This window comes from Paenibacillus paeoniae (assembly GCF_003388735.1).
In the GTDB taxonomy this organism is placed as follows: Bacteria; Bacillota; Bacilli; order Paenibacillales; family Paenibacillaceae; genus Pristimantibacillus; species Pristimantibacillus paeoniae.
In genome coordinates this window covers 1684538-1704443 of sequence record NZ_QUBQ01000001.1, presented here as the reverse complement: position 1 = coordinate 1704443, position 19906 = coordinate 1684538, and the positions used below count along the sequence as shown (strand labels likewise).

The window sequence follows — 19906 nt, the reverse complement described above, 5'->3', positions numbered from 1 at the left end:
ATGTAAAGCGACACTGAAAATTCCAGTATACCCAAAAGCCCTGCTTAGTCGATTTCGACCAGGCAGGGCTTCTATTTCGTTTAAATCCCGTCTATTTGTTAAATGTATTCACTGCCGCCCGCTTATCCGCCAGCATGCTGCCTGCTCCGATAGCAAGGGCCAGTCCAACAAGGATGGCTCCTACCCACGGAAGCGATGCCAGCGACAGATGAGTAATGACCCACCCGCCGATAAAAGCACCCATCGCATTGCCGAGATTCCCGGCAGAGTGGCTGGATGTGGAGGCTAATGCCGGAGCGTCCTTGGCGATGCTCATGATACGCACCTGTAATCCCGGCATTACGGCGAAGGCACCCGCGCCCCAGACAAAGATCGTCACAATCGCAGCAATCTCGTTTTGGATCGTAAAGGTTAACGCCGTTAATGCAACAACGACGACGGCATAGGTTCCAAGAAGCGAAGGCATGAGCTTCCAGTCCGCCAGTTTGCCGCCGACGATATTGCCGATGGTCACGCCTACGCCAAATAATACCAGTATCCAGGTGACACTATGCTCGGCAAATCCCGTAATATCAACGAGCAATGGCGTAATGTAAGTGAAGACTGCGAATAGCCCCGCATTGCCCAGCACACAGATGAGCAGAAATACCATCAGCTTCGGATTGACCAAAGCCGCTACCTGCTGAAGAATGCCGGTCGCCTTCGGCTGTTGCAAACGCGGTATTAATAGCATGATGCCGATCAAGGCGATGACTCCCATCAGGGCAATAGCTCCAAAGGACGCTCGCCATCCAAAGTTTTGCCCGATGTAGGTGCCTAGCGGTACACCCAAAATATTCGAAATGGTCAGACCAGCCATCATGACGGATACAGCGCCTGCTCTCTTGTCCGGCCGTACCAAGCCTGCCGCAATGACCGCCCCCACACCGAAGAAGGTGCCGTGCGTGAGTGCAGTGAGTACTCTTGCACCCATTAGAAAGGCATAGTTCGGTGCGATTACGGCTAAGCCGTTCCCCGCAATAAAGAGCAGCATAAGTACGATCAGCAGCTTTTTCTGCGGAATCCGGTGAGTCAGCAAAGTAAGGATTGGGGCGCCGACTGCCACACCTAACGCATACATCGTGATCAACTGGCCCGCCGCGGGTATGCTGACGCCCAAATCATTCGCTACGTTAGGCAGAATGCCCATAATAACGAATTCGGTCATACCGATGGCGAAGGCACCAACGGTGAGTGAGATCAATGAGATCGGGAAATTTCCTTTCGCCTCTCCCGGAAGGCTTTTGTCTTGTTGCTTCAATTCCATGATGCTATTACTCCATCCTTTCAATCTGATCAATCATACAGGAAGCTTCAATGCTTGCATTGGTCCATAATGAGCATTCTACTAGAAGTTAAACGAGTTGTCTGTACTGTATACAAATAAAAATCGGACACCCCTGCACTCAAGTAAAGAACAGGACAAAAAAGCCTGCTTCGTCGCAGACTTTGCTTCTCTTTCATCCAGTCCTATTCTATCCCGTTATTCCTCAGAATCGGAATCCTTCGAACGCTCTTGCCGCGGTTTTCTGAACCAGGTGAAAAACGACAACACGATTGCAACCACGACAAAAACGACTGGCTGTACCCAAGGAAATTTCAGCATCATTTCAGATTTCCAAAACGCAATGAAGCTTGCCATCCAATCACCTTCCCGTTTGTCAGATCAGACCTGTTTTCTTCGCAGCCAGGATACCGCCATCAGTACCATCGGAATGAAAATCATTAAGGATAAATAAATGGGACTGTACGGAACGATCTTCTCCACTACGGTAATATGGACGATCACATTGGGCGCCATCGTTAAGCCGAGTACAAACGCAATCACAGTAACAGGCATAATAAAACTGCGGTTGCTCTGCGCGTAGGTTAGCTTTTGAATACTGCGGATCGCAGCAAAGAGATAAATATAGGTCTTTAAGAATGCCATGAAGCAAAAGTACAGAACACCTGTCGCATCAAGCTGTGTAATGAAATCCGCAACGTTAATGGCTTGAATTAACGCGTACATGGGATATGTCGCCCGTTTGAAAATCTCTTCTCCAAATACGGATACTGCCATGGCATCCGTGTAAGCGATAAAGCTTCCTGCCAGAAGTGTCGACAGAATCATCGTTCGGCCCACCCGTCCTTTGGGCTTGACTGAAGTCCAGATCATCGCCAAAGCAAGCGATTCCCCATAAGATTGAATGATCCCCAGCGGCCAGACCACCTTCCAAACTCTGTTCCATCCTTTGTCCAGTAACGGGAATAAGTTATCGAGATCGATAACTCCGGAGCTCAGAATTAATACCACTTCTACGACGTAGATGAGACCTAGAAGCGGAAGTATGATTTCGGCTAGTCTCCCCATCACCTTTAAACCCAGGAAGAGAGCATATCCAATGACAATGATAAAGATCGCAAGAATGGCCCACGAAGGCGTGCCTGGCAAAATCGTCGAAGGCACCAAATTGTTAATATCTGCGACGATTCTCCCTGCGATATACAGGAACAGCAACGGATGGAGCCATGCGATAGGCGTGCCCAGCCATTTGCCGAATTGTTTCGGGTAACATTCAATATAGGTCAGACCCGGGTTTAAATGAGTTACACTGACATAAACCATGATGATGGCTGTTCCCAAAACGGTGGAAATCAAAACAGCCAGCCAGGAATCTCTTCCTGCCCCGGAGGCGAAACCAAATATGATGGTTGTCCCGATTTGATAGATAATGGAGATGGCCAGCAATTGGTGCCTAGAAATCGTATCCATAACGAAATATCCCTATTCCTTATGCGGATTTAATGGTTCTATTTTTCCAATTCTTCTTCATCCACAATGGATTCATTCGCACGTCCTGTCCCGATGAGCTTGAATGTGGCTTTCGTGTTGACTTCAATATTCGGGAATTCCTCTTCCCATCTGGACACGTATGTTTTGTTCCAGTCGTTCTTATGCTGACGGTGCAGGATATTCCCAAAACCAATGACATCCGACTTAAACTGCTTTTGCAGTTTTGTCACCGTCATGGTAACACGGTTTTCGATCTCTTTTTCAAGCGCCTGTTGAATGATGTTCAAATTGTTCATTTCTTTTATGCTTAACTTGGTTGAATTTTCGAATAATTCTCCGGTCATTTTAACCGATATATCAAATTGAATCTTCTCCCCTGATATTTTCGATTTGAACTTGGTTTTCGCACCGTTAACCTGAACGCTTACTCTACCAGTCGATTTATCCTTCCCGGGAATAGCAACAGTTAGAATAGCGTTTTTCATCCTGTTTCTAAGCCATAATAAACATTCGGCCTCAGGGCGATCCATCCATCCAAGTAATTTGTCCTTGCGATAAATTCCGACACCGACCAGTCCCAGGCCCATCTCGTCTTCTTTTGTCGGGTCGCCATTCGGATCACTCATAGGGACGATCTGCATCTGTGAGCTTGTAGGCTCTATTCCTTTTTCAAATAAGCGGTAAATAAAATCTCTGATACTGGCGGTATCCAGCATGCTTGCTTTCTCTTCCTCCCGCATCTCCTCTGCTGTGAAAATTTCAAAGTTCGCAGGAACTTTCAATAATTCGGCAGCTTCTCCCCTTGTCGTCAGCAAAAAGCTGTTCCCCCGAGCCTCCCGGTGCCTGGAGAAAAAGTCTATAGCGGGTGCAAGCCCGGCTCTGGCCAGTTTTTCACCGACAATAATGACTCGATTATGAGAGAATATAATAAGACGCGGGATTTTTTTATCAAGAACGTTAAAAGCCTCCATGATCGTATCTCCTCTTGCAGACATAATCAGAGTAGCCTTTTCACTGGAACCGCCTTTTTCACTCATTCCCTTGGTCATTTTCATTTTCAGAATCTGAACACTTAATTTGTACTTTCCATCTTGAGCAAGATCTATTGCTGATGCTGTGACGATGGCGACATCGTTTAATTCTATCCTGCTCCAGCAGCCGGTTTGCAAAATAAGGATCAGCAGCGTAAGCAACAGAAGGATCGATTTTCTCATCACGGTACCCTCTCAGCTCGATCTAGGTGACTTCTTCAGCTTCATCCAATTGGCCCGAAAAAGAACATCTTTGAGTTCACCTGCACGTAAAGGTGACAACGGCGCCATATAGGGAACGCCAAATGACTGGAGATGGAGCATATGAAGCAGCAGCAGCAGAACCAGCATTAATATGCCATAGAGGCCAAATGTTGCAGCTGCGATCATCATCGGAAAACGAAGCAGCCGGAAGGCTAGCCCCAATTGAAAGCTTGGAAACAAAAAAGAAGCGATACCGGTCATCGATACGATAATCAATAGCGGTGAGGATACGATTCCAGCTGCTACAGCGGCCTGACCGATAACCAAGGCACCCACAATGCTTACCCCTTGTCCTACTGGACGCGGCAGACGGACACCGGCCTCCCTTAATCCCTCAAAAGCAACCTCCATCAGTAAAGCCTCAACAAATGCGGGGAATGGTACCGTTTCCCGGGAAGAAGCGATACTGATGAGCAGCATCGTCGGTATCATTTCGTGATGATAGGTTGTTAGTGCAATGTATAGAGATGGCAGGAGCAGTGAGGAAACAACCGCTATAAAACGCAAAATACGAATAGCAGAAGCAACAAAATATCGTTGATAATAATCTTCAGGCGTTTGAAGCAGTTGAAAAAAGGTGCCCGGGACGACAATTACGAAGGGCGTATTGTCAACGATAATAGCGACTTTTCCTTCCAGCAAATTCCCGACTACTTTATCCGGACGTTCGGTCACTAACACCTGCGGGAAAGGAGATAAGGAATGATCCTCAATCAGTTCTTCCACATATCCGCTTTCCAATATGGCATCAATTTGAATTCGGCCTACTCGTTCCTTCACTTCTGTAATTAAACTCTCTTTTGCAATGCCCTCCAGATAGGTAATCGCAATATCGGTGCCGGATAGCTTTCCAGCCGTAAACATTTCCAGCTTTAGCTGCGTCGTTTTTAGCCTTCTGCGAATCAGGCTGATATTCGTGCTTATGTTTTCTTGAAAACCGTCCCTAGGGCCGCGGATTACAGCTTCCGTAGCCGGTTCTTCAATGGATCTGGTCTCCAGTCCTTTCACGTTCAATAATAAGACTTGTGTGAAACCATCCAGAAGCACGGCAAGTGCTCCCGATAAAACCTCTTCGACGGATGTTTGAAAATCGTCGCTCCAGCTCGTTTGTGACGTGAAGCTAAGCTTGGACTGGATGGCCGCCCTATGTTCCTCAGTGAGCTCCTGAACAGCTCCTGTTAGACTGGATTCAACAGCCTGTTTCAACAAGTCCATATTAACGGCATTGATATCCCCCACACCGTTTAAAACAATAAATGCACCTCGCTGCGCTGTATTCCATTCGAACTGCCGGTACTGGATGTCCCCGCATTTGTCAAAAACAGTCTGAAATTGCTTGAAATTTTCATTCAAATCTGCACTCAGCGTATAACTGCTGGCAGCGTTTTCTCGTTGCTCGCTGGGTGCCATTTCGAAATCATCCTTTTTTTGGTTAACTGATTTTTATTAATATGAGCTATCTGTTTTCGGATTATACGAAAACAAGCGATATCACGGTGTGACATCGCTTGTTCCCTGCATTTCAAACCTGACTATAGCGTAGATTCATCCCCACTCTAACATTGTGATTACATCACTATTTCTCAGGGGGGAATCCATTTCTTCTAAAGCTTATTTTGCAAGTTTGTTTTCATAAGGGAGGCGATCTTTGATTCATGTCCATTCTTAATCTGTTCCAGCTGTTTCATAACAAGTTCTTGTCGTTGAAGGGAATGGTTCTGACTTAACTTTGCTTTTCCCTCTATCTTGTTCATTCTTATTTTAAATCCTTGAATTCCTTTACTCATCCCTGCTATGAAGTCTGTGTCTATATCTTGAAATTGATAACGACTATCTGGAGCTTCATACTTCATTGTCATTTCATGCAAGGAATTCATTAACTCCTTTTCGTCATCTATAAGTATCACTTCGCCATATACATGAACAGTCACATAATTCCATGTTGGCACTGCTATTTCGGTTTCATACCATGAAGGAGAGATGTAGCAATGCGGACCATGGAAGATGGTTAATACGTTTTGATTACTTATATCCTTATACTGCGAATTTGAACGTGCAAAATGCCCGTATAAGTATTTGTTTTCCTGATCCAATAGTAATGGTAAATGTGAAGCGAAGGGTTCTCCATTATGTTGTGAAAAAAGTGTTGCAAAACTGTTCTCTCTAATAACTGCATAAACCTCTTCTGGATCCTCGATTTTAAAGTGTGACGGAATATACATGATTTTCACCTCCTCGTTGATTACTTAGACAAATTATATAGGTGTCAGATGAGCCAAACAACTACTCCTCTTGGAGTGGCAGTTTAGTACTCGCTCATAACGGGCTTGCAGCTTACCAGACTAGCATTTCATTCTCGGCCTGCCGTTCGCGACGGAAGCGCTGGACCCACTCCTCGGCTACTTCGTCAGCGAGTTTATCATACGCAGGCGGCGCAACGATGACGCCTTCATCTTGAATTTCCAAAAATGCCAATACCCTTCTGACTGTCGCTTCATATTCGAATATAAAGTCTTCATAGACGATCGTCAGCGGCACGATGCCTGCCTCGGAGAAGAAATCCTCCAGCGCAGCTTCTCGCAGCGTACATTCCAACAGCAAATGATTAATCGCTTCATAATTGTAGCGGTTCGCAAGATCAACCTCACTCGGTTTCTCACCGCGATTACGATGCCATTCGTCAGAGACGATTGCACGCCACCACGAAACAGCCAACCTTACTTTGTTCCTCCGCGTCATATAGATATGCTTGTTGCAATTCGGGAATGCGGTATTCCAGATGTCTGCCCGTGAAGTCTCCTTTGGCAATTCGAAGATATCGCGGAACACGTTAATCCATTCCTTCTGGTAGCTAGTCTTCAGACCGAAGACACCATTCGGGGAAGTACCCTGTGCCCACATCTGTTCCATATCTTCAACTTTCATCTCGTGAGGCTTCAGACCGTGCAGCCACTCCCCTACGTGGTTGCCTGCCACTCCTGTCGATCCAAGAGCGGCGCCCAGAAGCGTGCTGCCTGTGCGCTGCGAAAACCAAATGGTATAGCTTTGTGTGGGTCTCATCTAAACTTCATCCTTTCTTTCATCGCTTTTTTGTGTTGCGTGTATTTCAATGAATGTTACAAGTTCGGCTATGCAAGCATTGAATTCGTTCCCATCAGTATGAATGGTAAGATCGGGCTGTACGGGTGGCTCGAATAGAGCATTAATTCCCGTGAAATTCGGGATATCGCCTGCCCTTGCCTTACGGTATAGCCCCTTGGGATCGCGTCGCTCGCAAGCCGCAAGCGAACACATCACGTAGATTTCCGCATAATCATCGGAAGCAAACTGCTGCTTCAACTTCCTGCGGAATGATTCATAGGGCGTTATCATGGATACGAGAACGACGAAGCCTTGTTCTAGAAATAGCTGCGCCACTTCGGCGGCTCTTCGCAAGTTTTCACTGCGATCAGCATCCGAAAATCCGAGATCACGATTTAATCCTTTTCGCAAACGATCGCCATCCAGCACTACGCAACGCATACCGTGCTTTGTAACGAGCTCACGCTCGGCCGCAAGGGCCAATGTCGTTTTGCCTGAACCCGATAAGCCTATAAACCAGTAGATCCCTCCGCGATGTCCATTGATATATTCACGTTCTTGCCTGTTCATGTATTGCTTCCTCCTTCCTATCGAAGATATACAATATAACATGTGTGGGAGAACGACAAAAAACCGCAGACGAACAATCGTTCATCCACGGCTTTAAGCTTGCTTCCATGAGCTGGCACATGCGAACAAATCTCGCGCCCACTCGATCACGCAAACAATCGCCATAATGAGGAATTGTTCTTGACTTGCGCAACACGTAGCGCGGAAACAGTAAACAAACCCTGCAAACCTGTGCAAGTTGTTTTACCTAAGGGCTCCGTCACATGCATGCGCTATTCAGATATCGATTAGCCGATAGCTGCTGTCAAGAACGTCATCTTCATGATCCCACCATTCCATCTATTTGTTTCCAGTATAAATGTCAGCGGTTCTTTTATCACGGTAAACTATGATTATAGTTGTGCTTAGTCATCATCTAGCGTGACTTTTCGGACATTCCTTCTTGTCGTTCTCACTCTTTCATAACAGGCAGATCCTTAATTCCTTTCAGTATAACCTCAAGGCCCCACCAGAAACGTTCCATGACCACAACATCTCCGGAAAACAGATATTCATTCATACTATGAATAAGCGGAAACCGCGCGGAATCCACATTTTTCAAAGCAGCCTTTGTATTCGACAGCTTAAAGGAATCATTTTTTCTCCGTGAATGCTGTTCGAACGCTACAGAAGTAACGTAGAGCAACATCATATCAGCACCCCATGCTGCAGATTGTGGATTGATCTCTCCTTCACGTAACGCTTCAAGCACGAATTCAAGCAGCTTTAGGTAATTCTCCCCTTCTGGCAAAATGGTGAATGAAATCTCTGCTAGGCCCGGTTGCTCCTTCAACAGTTGGAAGTAAGCCTGTAAGACACCGAACAATCGCTCCTTCCATTCCCCATCAGAAGGCAGGGTCAATTCTTTAAATCCGTAGTCAAGCACATAAGAACTTAATTGACCCAGATTATTAAAGTAGACATATAGGGATGAAGGGCCCGTATCCAAGGCTTTGGCTACTTTACGCATGCTCATGCCCTCCATACCCTGCTCCTTCAGAAGCTCAAAAGCGGTTTTGACAATAAGCTCACGGCTAAGCGGCTCTTTGGCTGGGCGATTGCGACGGCTTACAATTACTCGATTAGAATTATCCATATTTCTGTTATAATACACCACCATTAGAATTACAATGATTTCAACTTATTCATTGCGGTGAAGGCTGCTCTTGAAAAGAATTCATTAAAGTAGTCAGTTGATCGGCGGCATTCTCACCAAAACAAATCTGTAGGCTTGCATCGGATTCCTCGGCTTTGGTCGATGAGAAGGCATACATGATATCTTCGTACTCCCCAATAGCTTTAGCGTAATCATCAGGATGACGGTTAATCGCCTTAGCGAGCTCCAACGCATCAAACATCGCCAAGTTCACGCCCTCGCCCGCAAATGGAGACATCACATGGGCAGCATCACCAATAAGCGTTACACCCGGCTGGCGTTCCCACTTGAAGCCAATCGGAAGCATGTATATCCTTCTAGGCAAAATCAAATCACTGGCATAATGGATATATTTTTTCAATTGCTCATCCCAATCATGAAACAATTCCAGTAATTGTTCCTTAGCTTCCTTCGGATTCTCTTTAAATGGAATACCGCAGGTATCTAGCCAATCTCGCTCCGCTCTGAAGCTGGCATACACTTTAATGCGGCCATCCCCGTTTAATTGGCCTAGAATTCCTTTATGATCATCCAGTGCGAACATCTTGCCTCGTTTATTAAAGTCAGCCAAGTCTGGATATTGATTGGCTGCATCCAACACATTCAACTCCACCATCGTCAGCCCCGAGTATTCCACATCTTGATCGGTTAGCAGTGGCCGCACATGAGAGAATGAGCCGTCCGCACCAATCAACAGATCAACCTGATCCACAAAACCATTAGCGAAATGAAGCTCCGTCATCCCATTATCGAGAGTAAGAGCTTTTTCAAGCTTGTATCCATATTGGATATGCTTTGTACCCAAAGCATCCAGTAACAGGCTGCATAACACGCCACGGTCGATTTCCGGACGATTGCTTCCAGGGTCATCAAGCTCAACCGTTTCTTCCAGATACATCTTCCCGGTTTTATCCATTAACCGAAATTCTTCTCCCTCATAACGAGCGAGGCTGTGGAAAGTCTCATAAAGACCTGCTTCCTTCAAAGCAGCTTGGCCAGACTCCTCGTGGATGTCCAAAGAGCCGCCTCGTTCCTTATTGATATCTTGCATTTCCCGTTCATAAATGACAGAAGGAATACCGTATTGTTTCAAAAGCAAGGCGAGTGTTAATCCTCCGGGTCCGGCCCCGATAATCGCAATTTTCTTTGGTGTATTCGTCATAAGATATCTCTCCTTTATACTACTTCTTATAGATAAGAGCCATTAAGATTCTGATTTTTTACTCAAAAATAAACTTAACAGCAAGCGGCTAAAGCAAATAATAAAGTCATCCAAAAGGTGTCGCCGTAAGCTTTGGTCACTCGATTTACAAGTTCTATGGGTGCTGATTTGAGTACATTTGTATTGAGTTGCATCGTCGTCAAGTCTTGGCCAAGTCCTACGAAACTAAACTGCACATCAAGTACATTGCACTTGTATCAACTGAAATATGCGTTAAAGCGAACTCAACGTCCATTCATTTTGCCAGCTCTTATCATCCAACGATGAATACTGAATACTAACGATGCAAATACGACTGGGGCAATGATCGCGCCTATAACATCCAATTTCATTCCTTTTGCTTGGTGTTGAATGAGGAAGGTAACGCCATGCTACGTCTTGCCAAGCGCTTTCCCCATCAGACAGTGATGCCGGCTTCTCTGTCTGTTGGAGCAATCATTCTTAACGCCTGCACTATCTGTTATATCATAACGAACACTGTTCGTAAAGAACATAGTTCGTTATGGTAGGAACCACATTTTCACTTGAGAATAAATGAGAGCTTCGAATGAGCGCTTCGCAACCTTTTTATGGAAGATACGTCTAATGGTAACGAAAGGTATTTTCATACAAAAGGTGCTGATCAATCATGTTTTCAACGGATAGGTTCACTCTTACACTTGTAGCTAAAAGTGTGACCAGGCTGTTGCTTGCTGCTACTATCGCCTATGGAACGATTACTGTGGCAGATGTCGTGCCAGCCCATGCATCCGAGACTGCTTCCATCACACTCACGAATAACAAACAAGCAATTGAACATGCCAAATCCTTAAACGTATTGCCAGAAGGCACAATCGTCACGAAAGCAGAGAAACGACACAGCGGTGAGTGGGAAATTTTTTATACAACGGATGAAAAGGACAAAAACGTACGGAATCATCATTTGGGAGAGATATGGCTTAGTGCGGAGAACGGCGAAGTACTGTTTTATAAAGCCAGTATGTCTAGCGATACCGTCTCATCCGATAAAGGGGAGCAACAGGTATCCTTCGAGGAAGCGGTACTAATAGCGGATCGGTTCATTCAAGAACTGACATGGAAGCTTGGGAGTGATACCTGGATCTATAACTTCTATCCTCGCTCCAACTATTTTGATTGGCGTGAAGGTGCTGCAAGCGAAACGTCCGAAAGACGCTTTCATGGGATTAACTATCATCGAGCTCACGAAGGAATCCGTTATGAGAGCAACTATTTAGGAATCACTGTCGATAACGTAACCGGTAATGTACAGTCCTATAGCGTTTTCTGGCAAAAAGCGAATTTTGAATCGAGTGCCAACATGATTTCCTTTGACAATGCTGCCAAAAAGATGTTTAACGACGTGATACCATTCTTGAATTGGAGTGACAATACGGGCACCAACAAAAAGCTTGTGTATTCCCTGCATGATTATTATGTGATGGATGCAGCCGGTAAGTTCCCAGCATCGCTGAATCAGGAGACGCCTCCTTTCACAGACAAAATCAAGCCGCACTACCAGGCTCAACTTGCGAAGCTTCGTCTGCTGTCTCTCTATGAATTAGATCGGTCATACATAGGAGATGGTACAACCAACAAACCGTATTATAAACTCCGCATAAAGCCGGATGTTCCCGTGTTCTCGGCGTTTTATAACGCCGTGCAACCCTCTATCGATGCGAATACAGGCGAGTGGCGCGATTTTCTGAACGAACCTGTTACAGCTGCTTTTCCACCGGTTGGCGACTGGCTCATCGATACGGCTGTTCCAGCACGTGCGGTTGGTTACACCGCTGCGGTCGTCTGGAACCATGAACTGCTAGAGCTTGCGAACGAGCCTATCATTCAGAATGGCTATACGATGATACCGTTTCGCGAACTGCTCACGAAGCTCGGCGCTAAAATCACATGGGTTCCCGAGAAACGATTAGTGAGAGCCAGCAAAAATGACACGGTCATTGAACTTACGATTGACTCCGCTACGGTAGTTATTAATGGCAAGGCGCAAAAGCTTGATACGCCAGCTCGAATTACCGGCGGCCGAACCTATATTCCTGCAAGACTTGTGCTCGAAGCATTTGGCGCGCAAGTGACCTGGAACGTGGATTCTAGACTCGTGCTGGTCACGACCGATAAAAGTCTCCCACAGCTTACAGCAAAAGAAATGAAGCAGCTTCGCTTTAAAGCGCATCTGAACTGGCTTGGGTAGATAATCATCAATGAAAAATAAGAGCTATTGGAAGAAAGGACCATCCTTAAGCGGATGGTCCTTTCTTAAATTCCGTCTATTCTTCTGCTCCATAAGTACAATTAAACCTGTCTTTGAAGCTTGACATTACATTCCGCGTTTGTCGCAGTAGCGTACTCTATATAATTCACAGAGCCGTTAAAGTTCAGATATGCCTCGTATCGCTTGCGGATTCCGGGTAAAGTAATCCATTCTAGAACCTCTTCCCTTGGGACCCATTTGCACTCGCTCGTCTCGTCAGAAGTAGATAGCTCTCCCCCCTCTGCTTTGCACACGAAATCAAACATGACCTTCGTTGGTACATCCGTCACACCGTCATACCACTTATGGATCGCTGTATTAGATACAACGCCAACTAAATGGCTGACAGTGGCATCTATTCCACTTTCCTCTTTGATCTCACGAATCACGCCGTCAATCAGGTTTTCTCCCACTTCCGTTATTCCGCCAGGATACACCCAGCCATCGTCGTGGGCTTTTACCAATAGGATGTTTCCAGCTCCATCTTCTACAATTCCGCCTGCCGATACAATATGTGTCGGAAACATCATTTCTCGACCTCCTAATACGTAGGGTTGTATATTAGTTCCATATGATTGCTTCGCATTCCTGCCTGCACGTTATAAAAAAGCACCTCCCAAAAGCCTAAGCTTCTAAGAGGTGCTTCCGAATACTCATTGGAGTACGATATGTCGAATCAATACAAGGTTTGGACCGATTGAGGTGAGAAAGGAATAAGCTCTTCCACCCGGCCATCCCTAATCTTGCTGACCCAAGCCGGATCCGCAAGCAGCGCTCTGCCGATGGCGACTAGATCAAACTCCTGATTCTCCAGCTTGGGAATCAAGCCGTCCAAGCTTGCGTTCCCGGAGCCGCTTCCGGCCGAGAAGAAAGTCGTTACGTCCCCTTCGAGCCCGACGGAGCCCACTGTAATGGTCGGTTTGCCGGTCAACTGCTTCACCCAGCCTGCGAAATTCAAATCGGAACCTTCAAATTCCGGCTCCCAGAAGCGTCGCGTCGAACAATGGAAAATATCCACACCAGCGTTCACCAATGGTTCGAGGAATTGCTTTAACTCCTCTGCTGTTTCTACGAGCTTCGCCGAATAATCGATACCCTTCCATTGCGAGATACGCAAGATAATCGGGAAATCAGGGCCTACGGCTTCGCGGCAAGCTTTCACAACTTCTGCGGCAAATGTCGTACGCGCGATCAAGCTGCCTCCGTATCGATCTGTTCTCTGATTCGTTTTCGCCCAGAAAAATTGATCGATTAAATATCCATGAGCGCCATGCAACTCAATACCGTCAAATCCCAAACGCTTGGCGGATGCGGCTGAATTCGCGAATTCTTGCACGATATGTGCAATTTCTTCTTCCGTATACTCATTCACGTTGCCACGAGCGCCCATATGCCAGATTTGAGGAGCGATTTTACCTCCCGCATCATGTACTTCGGATACGACATTCGCCCAGCCATTCAAAGCTTCTTCCCCGTAGAAAAATGGGACGTCCTTCTGATTGCTCGAATCGGCATCGTTAATGACTGTGCCTTCCGTTATGATTAATCCGACTCCGTTCTCTGCTCTGCGACGGTAGTAAGCAGCGACATCCGATCCGGGAACGCCGTTAGGTGATTTTTGACGTGTCATTGGTGCCATTACCGTTCGGTTAGACAAGGATAGCTTGCCCAATGTGAAAGGACGAAACAGGGATTGCACTGCTTGTGTGTTAGTCATGATTACCCTCCATTATATCTGTTTTTTAAAAGCATGCGCATGCATATAAATTACCGAAAGAAAAGGTATCTGTCAAGTTGCTCCTATTTCAAGAGCTTTCGGATAAGATTTTCCAGCTCAGTTTCAATGCCATAACGTCGAAGCTCTTCATGCAGCACCTGACTTACCGTTGCAAGGGCTTGCTCGTACTTTTGTTCCCCTAGCTCTGTAATGCGGGTGTATATGCCTCGTCGATCAAGCGTGCACGTGTGCCGTTCCAGCGCCCCCACACTGGGCGCTCCCATACGATCCACAAGTCGCGACGTCGCGCTTTGACTTAATCCTACCTTCTCTTGAAGCTGCTGCAATCGCAATTCTTTGCACGATGAGCTGGACACAAATTTAAGTACATAAAATTCCTTTAAGGATATATCATACTGCCCCAGCAGAACTTGTTCCAATTTATCATTGATGCTGGAATGGAAATGGGATACAGACAACCATAGATCCAGGCATTCGGTATTGTTAGGCAAGATTCGACCACCCCGCGAATAATTGTTGGTACCGTTCATATTGTAGCAAGGTTGCCTGAATTGGTCAAAATCCGGAAAAAGGCAGCCGATTTCAGAACCGGCTGCCTTCATATTCAACTAGTCAACCACAATTCTTATCTTTGCCGATTTGCTCCCAAACTTAATGGTTAGTGTTGCGCTTCCTTTTCCTTGCGCGGTAACTACGCCATGCTTTACATGAGCAACCGTTGACTTGGAGGAACTCCAAATACCGTCCGTCGTAATCATCCGTTCGGAGTTGTCCATGTAAGTTGCAACAGCTTCTAGCTGGATCGTTTGATCACTTTTCATGGTTAGCTGTGCTACAGGCTTCCCGCTTCGATAAATATCCAAATACTTCAGTTGATCGACATCCACACTGATACTAACCGTCTTGCCGTTGTACTTGGCCGTTACTTTTGTTTTACCAGCAGCGATTGCCGTTATTTTACCTTGTGAGACAGTAACCACATTCGAGTTGCCAGTAGACCATTCCGCCTGTGTAGTGACGTCTTTTGTTCTTCCGTCTGGCAGCATTGCGGTCACTTTAATCGACTGTGTCTTACCGGATTCCATTTTCAACATTTCAGAGTTGGCTTCTAGTTTCTGGACAGTGCCAACATCGATTGTAATAGTCACCGATTTTCCGCCATATTTTGCGATCACACTTGTCTTGCCTACAGCAAGAGCATTTATTAACCCATCATTGACTTCTACAATAGTCTTCGAGGAAGAAGTCCATTCTGCAGTATCTGTTACATCCAGCTTGTTGCCAAGATTATCGGTCGAAGTCAATATAATCTGCTTGCTCTCGTTGACTTCCAGTGTGATTGCATAAGTATCTGCCGTTAGCTTAACTGCTACATCCACATCCACAGAAATAGTGACCGATTCTCCGCCGAATAAAGCAGTTATGGTTGTTGTACCAGAGCTATTGGCTGTGATTTGACCCCTGTAGACTGACGCAACATCCGGATTGGACGAATTCCATTCCGCAAGCGTCGTAACGTTCTTCACAAGACCGTCTTTATAGGTAGTTGTCAGTGTGATTGCAGACGTGTCATTCTTACGCAGTGACAACTTCTTTTCACTCGGCGTCATCTTCTCGATCACACCAATAGATACAACCATCGTCGCTGTCCGTGAGCCGTATGTTACTGTAATGGTCGATGTTCCATTCTTTAAGCCTGTTAGTGCACCTTTGTTGACTTCAACAACATCGGAATTAGAGGAACTCCATTGTGCCAAGGCGGAAACATCGACTACACGTTTATCACTGTAGTTAGCATTTGCAATCAAGGTCATCGACTCACCAACCTGTATATCCACCGTTGCTTTACTCAGCACGATCTGATTCGGGATGTCCACTCTTACTGTCGCGCTTGCCTGTTTTCCGCCATAAGACGCTTTAACGGTGGCCATACCCGATTTGTAACCCGTCACTTTGCCCTTAATCACATCGGCAACCGCCGTATTATCGGTCGACCATTGGGCTTTGTCTGTAATCAATTCCTGAGTTCCATCTGCAAATGTGGCATAGAGCTTTAATTCACGGGACTTATTCAAGTCCAGGTCGAAGGAATCTGTATCTACATCCAGACGCTTTGGAACCTCTACGTCCACATGAATGGTCACGCTTTTGTTACCGTAATTTGCCGTAATTTCGGCTGCTCCTGACTTTTGAGCGAACACTTCGCCATTTACCACATAGGCCACGGAATCATCGGAGGATGTCCATTTTGCCTTATCCGTAATACGCGCTGTACTTCCATCCATATAAGTTAAGGTCAATTCAAGCTGCTCAGACTTTCCAACACGCAGGAATAGCTCTTGCTTACTCGCTTCCAGCTTGCGGGATGCATCGACATGAACATGAATGGTAGCCGTTTTCGTTCCGTATGTAGCTGTAATAGCCGCTGTTCCTGCACGGTATGCTTTAATCATACCCTTAATGGCGTCCGCAACCTTCTCATTGTCGCTTTCCCATTCTGCTTTATCTGATACATTTTGTGTTGAGCCATCCGGATAGGTAGCTGTCAAGACCATTTGCTTTTCGTCGTTAACTAATAAGTTCAGATCCGCATATTCCATATCAATTCGTCTGGCCACTTCAACAGCTGCTTTCACTGTAAGGCTTTGGTTGCCATACTTGGCCGTGACTTTAGCTGTACCGGACTTCTTTCCTGTCACCAAACCATTCACAACGTTCGCCACACTATAATGATCAACAGACCACACTGCTTTTTTCGTTACAAGCTCACTTGATCCATCCTCGAATATAGCTGTTAGTTCAATTTGTTGTTCCTTCCCGACACGTAGATCGAAATCATTCACATCCGCAGTCAATGCTTTGACCTTCTTGCGCACCGTCACATTGACAACGACTGTCTTCCCTTGATAATTAGCGGTAATGACCGCCGTCCCTTCCTTTTTGGCCGTAATGGTACCGGCATACACGGTTGCTATATCCGGTTTTTCGCTATTCCATTCTGTCTTAATCGTCACATCGCTTGTGCTCCCTGTAACATGTACCGCTGTTGCAGTCAGAGAAGCGAACTCCCCTACTTCTAGGACTACTTCATTTTTGTTTAAAACAAGCCGTGATATTTCTGCTTCCGCTGCCATAGTTACCGTACTGCCTTGAATAAGTAAACACAGTATCAACAATCCCGCAACAATCGAATGAAACCTTCTCGACATTGCTCAATTTCCCCCTCTTCGTACAAATCTAATCGCTCTTATATCGAAAGTGTACAAACAAAATGGGGGAGTAAATATGAAAGCCATGTGGAAAAATTGTGGAATCGGGCCGTCACACCTTTTTTTCGATTTCGTGAGCAAGAAGAAGAAAGAATGTGCGACGCCAAGAGTGAAGCGGATATATGCGCTTTTTCAGAGGAATCTTATTCAATATCACGTTAAGCTTCCTTCCATGTTTGTTTACAGCGCGTGAATCGAGGAGTAAGATTTATCAATATAAGCTCACAAATAAATGAATCCTTGATCGCTTAATTCTGCACAGCAGAAACGGGGGAACCATAGGAATGCTTGCCGTTCCAGGGGTGAATCGCTTGATGTCTCCATCAGCGTAAGGTTACTTTCAGACCTGAATCCGTCAGCTAACCTCGTAAGCGTCTCGAAAGAGGAACTCATCGCGCTTTTTTTAAGAAGCCGCGGAAAGGTCCCTACTTTCCTGCGGTTTTTTTGCCTTGCGACGGAGAAATTAAGGTGTATCGTTAATTGGGATAGGGCTGCAACTCATTATAAATTGGAGTGGATAACGACATGGCAGCTTTCAAACGCTTTTTGATCGGCAGACCTTTGAAAACAACCGAACTTGGCGAGCAAACATTGAACAAGAAAAAAGCGCTCGCGATTTTATCCTCGGATGCCCTCTCATCCGTCGCGTATGGACCGGAGCAAATTTTATTGGTTTTAATTACGGTTAGTGCCGCAGCATTCTGGTATTCGATCCCGATCGGGATCGGCGTATTAATTTTGCTGACTGCCCTCATCTTGTCGTACCGCCAAATCATATTCGCATATCCGCATGGCGGCGGCGCTTACGTCGTCTCGAAAAACAATCTGGGTGTATATCCCGGTCTGGTGGCAGGCGGGTCCCTGCTTGTGGACTACATTCTCACGGTCGCTGTTAGCGTATCAGCCGGTACCGACGCCATTACATCCGCCTTCCCTTCGCTGCATGAATACAAGGTTCCAATAGCCGTGGTGTTCGTGCTTCTGATTACTCTGTTGAATTTAAGAGGTGTCACCGAATCTGCCTCCATCTTGGCTTATCCGGTCTATCTGTTTGTTGTGTCCCTGTTAATCTTGATCGGGGCTGGCTTATACCGCATCATGACCGGCGACATCACTCCGGAACTGCATGCGCCAATCGGCACGCCTATCGCCGGGATCAGCTTATTCCTGCTGCTTAAGGCATTCGCTTCCGGAAGCTCTGCGCTGACCGGGGTCGAGGCGATTTCGAATGCGATTCCGAATTTCAAGAGCCCTGCTCCTAACAACGCAGCCAAAACACTGTCTGCCATGGGCATCTTGCTCGCCCTTTTATTTTCCGGCATTGTCGTACTCGCGTACTTGTACGGCATCAAGCCGCTCGAAGAAGCAACTGTCGTTTCGCAAATCGCTGAAGAAACGTTCGGACGGAATTTGATGTACTTTTTTGTCCAAGGGACCACCGCACTCATCTTAATACTCGCCGCCAATACGGGATATTCGGCATTCCCGCTGCTTGCTGTTAACCTTGCGAAAGATAAGTTCATTCCGAGAATGTTCACCGTTCGGGGAGACCGACTCGGTTATTCGAACGGCATCTTGATCCTGGGATTGCTGTCGATCCTGCTCATCGTCGCTTTTCAAGGGAAGACCGAGCATCTGATCCCGCTGTATGCCGTAGGCGTATTCATTCCATTCACGTTGTCCCAATCGGGCATGATGGTGAAGTGGATCCGCGAGAAACCGGCAGGCTGGATTACAAAGTTGATCATCAACACGATGGGAGCCCTCATCAGCTTCACCGTTACGATGACGTTCTTCATTACGAAATTAGCGCAGGTATGGCCGGTGCTTATTTTTCTGCCGCTCATCGTCTTACTGTTCCATCGCATTAAGAAGCATTACGAAGCAGTCGGCGATCAGCTACGTCTTGCCACATGCGAACCGGCGGTACCGATTGAAGGCAATGTCATCATCGTGCCGGTATCCGGCATTACACATGTTGTGGAGCAATCGCTAAATTATGCGCAATCTCTCGGCGTCGAGCAAATCATCGCCGTCTACATCCCATTTGACCGTGAAGAAGAGGGAAAGTTTGAGATGAAATGGCGCCAGTGGAAACCAGATGTTCGTCTTGTCACGCTTCACTCTCCTTACCGGAGCATTATTCATCCACTTAGTAAATTCATCGACATGGTGAAGCGCAAAGCAGATGAGTCCAACTACCAAGTGACTGTTGTCATTCCGCAGTTCATTCCTAAGAAGGGCTGGCATAACCTGCTTCATAACCAAAGCAGCTTCATGATCCGGACGCACCTGCTCCACCACAAAGATATCATCATCACGACCGTGCCCTACCATTTAAAAAAATAAAACAGAGTGACTTTGACCCAAATTTGGCAGGTAGAGCGAAATAGCAGTGTGTGGCACAACTAACCTCCACAACGCCTTACTCAAAGAGGCTGTCTCAGAAGGTCAA

General features: G+C 46.2%; 16 protein-coding genes and 1 riboswitch. Of the genes, 2 read left to right on the top strand and 14 right to left on the bottom strand.

Annotation, left to right across the window (positions count from 1 at the left end):
- Positions 1-91 precede the first annotated feature (91 nt).
- From DX130_RS07690 to DX130_RS07650, 10 genes are all read right to left on the bottom strand, one after another.
- Positions 92-1306 carry an MFS transporter gene (locus DX130_RS07690; protein WP_116044119.1) on the bottom strand — a complete coding sequence of 405 codons (1215 nt, stop codon included), beginning with the start codon at positions 1304-1306 and terminating at the stop codon, positions 92-94.
- 216 nt (positions 1307-1522) lie between these two features.
- Entirely contained in the window at positions 1523-1681 is a 159-nt protein-coding gene (locus DX130_RS26380) for a hypothetical protein (protein WP_165861192.1), read from the bottom strand.
- Positions 1682-1705: 24 nt separating this feature from the next.
- Entirely contained in the window at positions 1706-2794 is a 1089-nt protein-coding gene (locus DX130_RS07685; protein WP_116044117.1) for a GerAB/ArcD/ProY family transporter, read from the bottom strand.
- Positions 2795-2832: 38 nt separating this feature from the next.
- Complete coding sequence (locus tag DX130_RS07680) at positions 2833-4029, bottom strand: Ger(x)C family spore germination protein (RefSeq protein WP_116044116.1); 1197 nt, start codon at positions 4027-4029, stop codon at positions 2833-2835.
- A 12-nt stretch (positions 4030-4041) separates the two neighbouring features.
- Positions 4042-5520, bottom strand: a complete 1479-nt coding sequence (locus DX130_RS07675; protein WP_116044114.1) for a spore germination protein — start codon at positions 5518-5520, stop codon at positions 4042-4044.
- Positions 5521-5714: 194 nt separating this feature from the next.
- Complete coding sequence (locus tag DX130_RS07670; protein ID WP_116044113.1) at positions 5715-6332, bottom strand: FMN-binding negative transcriptional regulator; 618 nt, start codon at positions 6330-6332, stop codon at positions 5715-5717.
- Positions 6333-6444: 112 nt separating this feature from the next.
- Positions 6445-7170: a Stf0 family sulfotransferase gene (locus DX130_RS07665; RefSeq protein ID WP_116044111.1), complete on the bottom strand. Its 726-nt coding sequence runs from the start codon at positions 7168-7170 to the stop codon at positions 6445-6447.
- Positions 7171-7761: an adenylyl-sulfate kinase gene (gene cysC / locus DX130_RS07660; RefSeq protein ID WP_240644344.1), complete on the bottom strand. Its 591-nt coding sequence runs from the start codon at positions 7759-7761 to the stop codon at positions 7171-7173.
- 451 nt (positions 7762-8212) lie between these two features.
- Positions 8213-8896, bottom strand: coding sequence for a TetR/AcrR family transcriptional regulator (locus DX130_RS07655; protein ID WP_206098772.1), 684 nt, complete (start codon positions 8894-8896; stop codon positions 8213-8215).
- Between the two features lie 49 nt (positions 8897-8945).
- Positions 8946-10118, bottom strand: coding sequence for an FAD-dependent oxidoreductase (locus DX130_RS07650; RefSeq protein ID WP_116044108.1), 1173 nt, complete (start codon positions 10116-10118; stop codon positions 8946-8948).
- A 688-nt stretch (positions 10119-10806) separates the two neighbouring features.
- Here DX130_RS07650 and DX130_RS07645 point away from each other — a divergent pair.
- A complete protein-coding gene (locus DX130_RS07645) occupies positions 10807-12384 on the top strand; it encodes a copper amine oxidase N-terminal domain-containing protein (protein WP_116044106.1) in 1578 nt (525 codons plus the stop codon).
- 101 nt (positions 12385-12485) lie between these two features.
- Here the strand turns inward: DX130_RS07645 and DX130_RS07640 are convergent, their stop codons facing one another.
- From DX130_RS07640 to DX130_RS07625, 4 genes are all read right to left on the bottom strand, one after another.
- Positions 12486-12974 (bottom strand): NUDIX hydrolase, encoded by a 489-nt coding sequence (locus DX130_RS07640; protein ID WP_116044104.1) that lies wholly within the window; start codon positions 12972-12974, stop codon positions 12486-12488.
- A gap of 146 nt (positions 12975-13120) precedes the next feature.
- The gene (locus DX130_RS07635) at positions 13121-14161 is read right to left on the bottom strand and encodes an NADH:flavin oxidoreductase (RefSeq protein ID WP_116044102.1); all 1041 of its coding nucleotides are present in this window, start codon (positions 14159-14161) and stop codon (positions 13121-13123) included.
- Positions 14162-14244: 83 nt separating this feature from the next.
- The gene (locus DX130_RS07630; RefSeq protein WP_206098771.1) at positions 14245-14673 is read right to left on the bottom strand and encodes a MarR family winged helix-turn-helix transcriptional regulator; all 429 of its coding nucleotides are present in this window, start codon (positions 14671-14673) and stop codon (positions 14245-14247) included.
- 117 nt (positions 14674-14790) lie between these two features.
- Positions 14791-17391, bottom strand: a complete 2601-nt coding sequence (locus tag DX130_RS07625) for an Ig-like domain-containing protein (RefSeq protein WP_116044101.1) — start codon at positions 17389-17391, stop codon at positions 14791-14793.
- Between the two features lie 295 nt (positions 17392-17686).
- Positions 17687-17841: riboswitch (cyclic di-AMP (ydaO/yuaA leader) on the top strand.
- A 135-nt stretch (positions 17842-17976) separates the two neighbouring features.
- Here DX130_RS07625 and DX130_RS07620 point away from each other — a divergent pair.
- The gene (locus DX130_RS07620; protein ID WP_116044099.1) at positions 17977-19800 is read left to right on the top strand and encodes an APC family permease; all 1824 of its coding nucleotides are present in this window, start codon (positions 17977-17979) and stop codon (positions 19798-19800) included.
- The last annotated feature ends 106 nt before the right edge of the window (positions 19801-19906 follow it).